The sequence below is a fragment of the Terriglobales bacterium genome (assembly GCA_035624475.1).
Lineage (GTDB): Bacteria > Acidobacteriota > Terriglobia > Terriglobales > Acidobacteriaceae > DASPRL01.
On the sequence record DASPRL010000238.1, the window covers coordinates 1 to 4,549 of the forward strand.

Annotated in this window: 4 protein-coding genes; 1 reads left to right on the forward strand and 3 read right to left on the reverse strand. The window is 69.2% G+C overall.

Going from position 1 to position 4,549, the window contains the following annotated elements; genetic code table 11:
* Positions 1–208 precede the first annotated feature (208 nt).
* Positions 209–964, reverse strand: coding sequence for a metallophosphoesterase family protein (locus VEG08_09850; GenBank protein HXZ28285.1), 756 nt, complete (start codon positions 962–964; stop codon positions 209–211).
* A gap of 36 nt (positions 965–1,000) precedes the next feature.
* Positions 1,001–2,011, reverse strand: a complete 1,011-nt coding sequence (locus tag VEG08_09855; protein ID HXZ28286.1) for an ABC transporter ATP-binding protein — start codon at positions 2,009–2,011, stop codon at positions 1,001–1,003.
* A 770-nt stretch (positions 2,012–2,781) separates the two neighbouring features.
* On the opposite strand from VEG08_09855, the gene VEG08_09860 reads away from it, so the two are divergent.
* Positions 2,782–3,732, forward strand: coding sequence for a DUF4349 domain-containing protein (locus VEG08_09860; protein ID HXZ28287.1), 951 nt, complete (start codon positions 2,782–2,784; stop codon positions 3,730–3,732).
* A gap of 3 nt (positions 3,733–3,735) precedes the next feature.
* Here the strand turns inward: VEG08_09860 and VEG08_09865 are convergent.
* Positions 3,736–4,549, reverse strand: an 814-nt coding sequence (locus VEG08_09865; GenBank protein HXZ28288.1) for an FtsX-like permease family protein, incomplete at its 5' end; no start/stop codon positions are given.

Genomic DNA, 4,549 nt, shown 5'->3' on the forward strand with positions numbered 1-4,549 from the left:
GTACGGTGCCCCAGGTACTCGCTCAATTCGGCGAGCTTGCGCCCGGCCTGGTCGGTGATGACCGCGCCGTAGCCGGCCGGGCCGGGATTCCCCCGCGCCCCGCCGTCGATGTGTGCCACCAGATATTCCGCCGGGCGGGACTCGCTCTCGGCGGCGAACAGGGGGACCTGGGCGGGCTTCCTGACGGCGGATGGGTGACGGCGGATGGCTATCTTCCTTCCGACAGCCGGTTGGCCAGGCGTTCGGGAAGCTTGGCGGCCAGGATCTTCTTCTGCGCCCCCTTCACGTCATAGGGGACGCGGTGGAAGGTGAGCTTCCAGGCCTCGGAGTCGAAGCTGGCGAAGGCGGCGCGGGAGTCGCCGTCGCGCGGCTGCCCCACCGAGCCCGGGTTGAGCAGGTACTTGGCCTCGCGCTTGAGCGGCAGTTCCACGGCCTCCGCCTGGTCGCGGGTGCGGTACATGGGCCGCAGGGTCTCCCAGCGCCCGGCGTCCACCGAGAAGCCGCCCTGGATGTGGGTGTGGCCGAAGAAGGTGATGGCGACTTCGGTCTCGGTAAGGGGCTCGACCGCGTCGCGCACCACGATGAGGTAGTCGTCCTCGTCGAGGGGCGAGCCGTGGACGCAGTGCACGCCCTCCACCCCGGGCAGCGGGACCGGACCGGCGGGCAGCGCCTTCAGCCACTCCAGGTTCTCCGGGGTGAGATTCTGCTTGGTCCACAGCGCGGAGAGCCCGGCGATGGGGTTGAAGCTCTCGATGCCCATCACTCCGGCACAGGCCTTGTCGTGGTTGCCGCGGACGACCAGGCCGCCCAGGGCGCGCGAGCGGTCGGTGGCCTCGTTGGGGCTGGCGCCATAGCCCACGATGTCGCCCAGGTTGACGATGGCGTCGTACTGGGGCGCGGCCGCCAGGCAGGCCTCCAGGCCCTCCTGGTTGGCGTGGATGTCACTGATAAAGAGTATGCGCACGCGGGTTGATCGATGGGAGAAGAGCGATTATAGCAGCTAGCCCTGCTCCCTTCCGACCACCGGGCAGCGCGCCCGGTGCCCGGGTGCGACCTCGACCAGCGGCGGCAGGGCGCGCGCGCACTCGGGGACGCGCAGGCCGCAGCGCGGCTCGAAGGCGCAGCCGGGAGGCAGCGCGGTGAGCGGCGGCACTGTGCCTTCCACCGTCTCCAGCGGCCGCCCGCGCTGGCTGCGCAGGGTGGGCACCGCCTGGAGCAGCCCGCGGGTGTAGGGATGGATCGGGGCGCGGAAGACCTCGGCCGCCGGGCCGGTCTCTACCACGCTGCCGCCGTACATCACCGCCACCCGCTCGGCCACTTGCGAGACCACGGCCAGGTCGTGGGAGATGAACAGCATCGCCAGGCCCAGCTTGCGGCGCAATTCGGCCAGCAGTTCCAGGATCTGCGCCTGGATGGTGACGTCGAGGGCGGTGGTGGGCTCGTCGGCGATGAGCAGTTGCGGCCGGTTGACGATGGCCATGGCGATCATGATGCGCTGGCGCATGCCGCCGGAGAGCTGGTGGGGGTAGTCGCGCGCCCGCCGCTCCGCATCCTTCAGCCCCACGTCTTTCATGGCCTCGATCGCCCGCCGCCACGCCTCGGCCTTGCTGATCTTGGCCGACGACCGAGGGCCGATGGCCGACGACTCGCCATGCGCCCGCACCGCCTCCGCCACCTGCTCGCCCACCCGCATCACCGGGTTGAGCGCGGTCATGGGCTCCTGGAAGATCATGGAGATGCCGGCGCCGCGCACCTGCCGCATCTCCTCCTCGGGGGCGGCGAGCAGGTCGCGCCCCTGGAAGCGGATCGCGCCCGTGACCCGCGCCTGCGGGGGCAGCAGGCGCAGCAGCGCCAGCGCGCTGACCGACTTGCCCGAGCCCGACTCCCCCACCAGCCCCAGGGCCTCGCCCCGGTCCAGCGTGAGCGAGGTTTCGCGCACCGCCGGCAGCCACACCCCGCCCACGGGGAACTCCACCCGCAGGCCGCGCACCTCGAGCAGCTTCTCGCTCACGCGCCTATGCTATCGGAGATTCGGGGATTTGGTGACTTGCTGACTGGGTGATTGTCTCGGCGGTCTCAGCGTTCCCGGCGTTGAAAACGATTTTCAAGATCCGCGCCGGGGCTGATTCTCGCCGCGATTTGCACACTGCCGGCGCTGCCATCGTCCATGCAGGGTGCGCGCGGGGACGCGGGAAAATCGCCCGCCACGCGCCGCCGCCGCGGGTTCGTGTCTCCGCCTGCACCATTTCCCGGCACCCGCCTGTGGACGGGCCGCACTCGGCTGAAAACACAGCACTTGCAGGCGCGTATTTTCTCTTGACGGAAAAACTGAGAGGAGTAAAACGTCCCTCGTTCTTTGACAACTTCTTGAGTTTTCCCGGTTGGCGCGGCGTCCGGGGCTCGAGCCGAGGTCACGGGTTCGCTGTCACAGGCGGGCACGGAGGGCCGGCAAGGGTCTATAGCAACGCGCTGGTCGAGGGGAACGGGAAGATTCGTCAGAGGCAAGATAGGATCCCGAGGCGCTGGACCGGTTTTTCCGGTTGGCGGCGAGCCCGGAGCCCAAGCTGAAGGCCTCGAGCCTTCTTAAAGATCGCAGGCGGTGGCCGCAAGGTCGCAGCCAGCGCGGGTCGGCAAGGGTCTAACGCGAGCCGCTGGCCGAGCAGAATCAGACCAGCATCCCCTCGGGGTCCTTTATTTTTTCCCTCCCTGCGGCGTAGCATTGGATTGAAAGACGGTGCAAGTCTCCCCGCCCCGGCCGTTCTCCCCACAAAGGAAACCGCCATGACCGGACTTGCCGCGAACCCTCCATTCCCCCGCCGTTACCTCGTTCTCATGCTCCTGCCCTGGGCGCTGCTGCTCCTGCTGCTGGTGGCCGCTGTGGTGGTCCCCAACCTGCTGCGCAGCCGCATGGCCGTCCGCCAGGCGATGGATGTCCCGGTGGAAGGAGCGCTCGACAAGTATGCCAGCGTGGCGCCCGGCGCAGCCGGCGGAGAGTCCAAGTCCGTCCAAGCCGCCTTCGACCGCAAGATCGTGCGCACCGGCGCGATGGAGCTGGTGGTGAAGGACGCGCCCGCGGCGGTGGCGCAGTTGCAGGCGCTGGCCGAGCGCCTGGGCGGCTACGTCGAGTCCTCCAACCTCACCCAGGTGGGCGACAGCATGAACGGCAGCGTCAAGCTGCGCATCCCGGCGGCGCGCTTCGATGAGGCGCGCGCCGGCGCCCACGGCATCGGCCTGCGGGTGCAGAGCGAGAGCGTGGAAGCCACCGACGTCACCCGCCAGTTCGTAGACCTGGAGGCCAGCCTGCGCAACTTCCGCGCCGAGGAGGCCCAGTACCTGGAGATCCTGAAGCGCGCCAGCCGCACCGAGGACGTGCTGCAGGTGGCCGAGCACCTCAGCGACGTGCGCGGGCGCATCGAGCGCACCCAGGGCGAACTCAACCTGCTCTCCCACCAGGTGGAGATGAGTACGCTGACCGTCAACCTGGTGGCGCAGGCGGAGGCGAGGGTGCTGGGCCTGGAGTGGCGGCCGCTCTACAACGCGCGCCGCGCCTTCCGCGACCTGCTGCAGGGGCTGGCCGATTACACCGATTCCATGGTGGCGCTCGTCATCGCCCTGCCGCTGATCGTGCTGTGGGCGGCGACGGTGATCTTCTTCGCGGTGCTCGCGTGGAAGATCCTGCGCTGGGTGTGGCGGCGCTTCCTGAAGCGGGCCCCGGCGGCGCCGCCGGCATGAGCCCTACTCGTAGCGCAGCGCCTCGACCGGGTCCAGGCGCGCCGCCTTGAAGGCGGGGTAGATGCCGAAGAACAGGCCCACCGAAGCGGACACGCTCACCGAGAGCACCACCGACCACAGGGGTACGTAAGTAGGCAGCCCGGGCACCAGCAGGTGGATGAGGGTGCTGATGCCGAAGCCGACCAGCACGCCGGCGATGCCGCCGGTGGCGGCCAGCACCATGGCCTCGGTGAGGAACTGCCAGATGATGTCGCGGCGGCGGGCGCCGATGGCCTTCCTCACCCCGATCTCGCGGGTGCGCTCGGTCACCGAGACCAGCATGATGTTCATCACCCCCACGCCCCCGATCATCAACCCCACCGAGGAGACCACCATGACCGCCAGCGCCACCATGCCCACGATCTGGTGGAAGGTCTCGATGATGGAATCGGCGGTGGAGTAGTCGAAGTTGTCGGGCTTGTCGTAGGGGACGTGGCGGCTGCGGCGCAGGGCCACCCGGGTCTCGTCCACCGCCTCCGAAAGCCGGCCGGGATAGGCCTCGATGCGGATGCCGTGGTTCTTGGCTTCGGGATAGACCTTGCGGAAGGTCCAGTAGGGGATGACCACGCGCTGGTCGGCGCTGTCGGGGCCGCCCAGCCCGCCCTTGGGCTTCTCGAAGACCCCCACCACGGTGAAGGGGTGGCCGTCCACCTGCACCATCTTGCCGATGGGGTCCTCGTTGGCGAAGAGCCCCTTGCCCAGGTCCTCCCCGATGACCGCCAGCTCCATGCGGTGCTGGTTCTCGGTCTCGGTGAAGGGGCGGCCCTCCTTGACCACG

Excerpts from the sequence above, each read along its gene's own strand:
- VEG08_09860 (HXZ28287.1), top strand. The coding sequence starts at position 2,782 with ATGACCGGACTTGCCGCGAACCCTCCATTCCCCCGCCGTTACCTCGTT.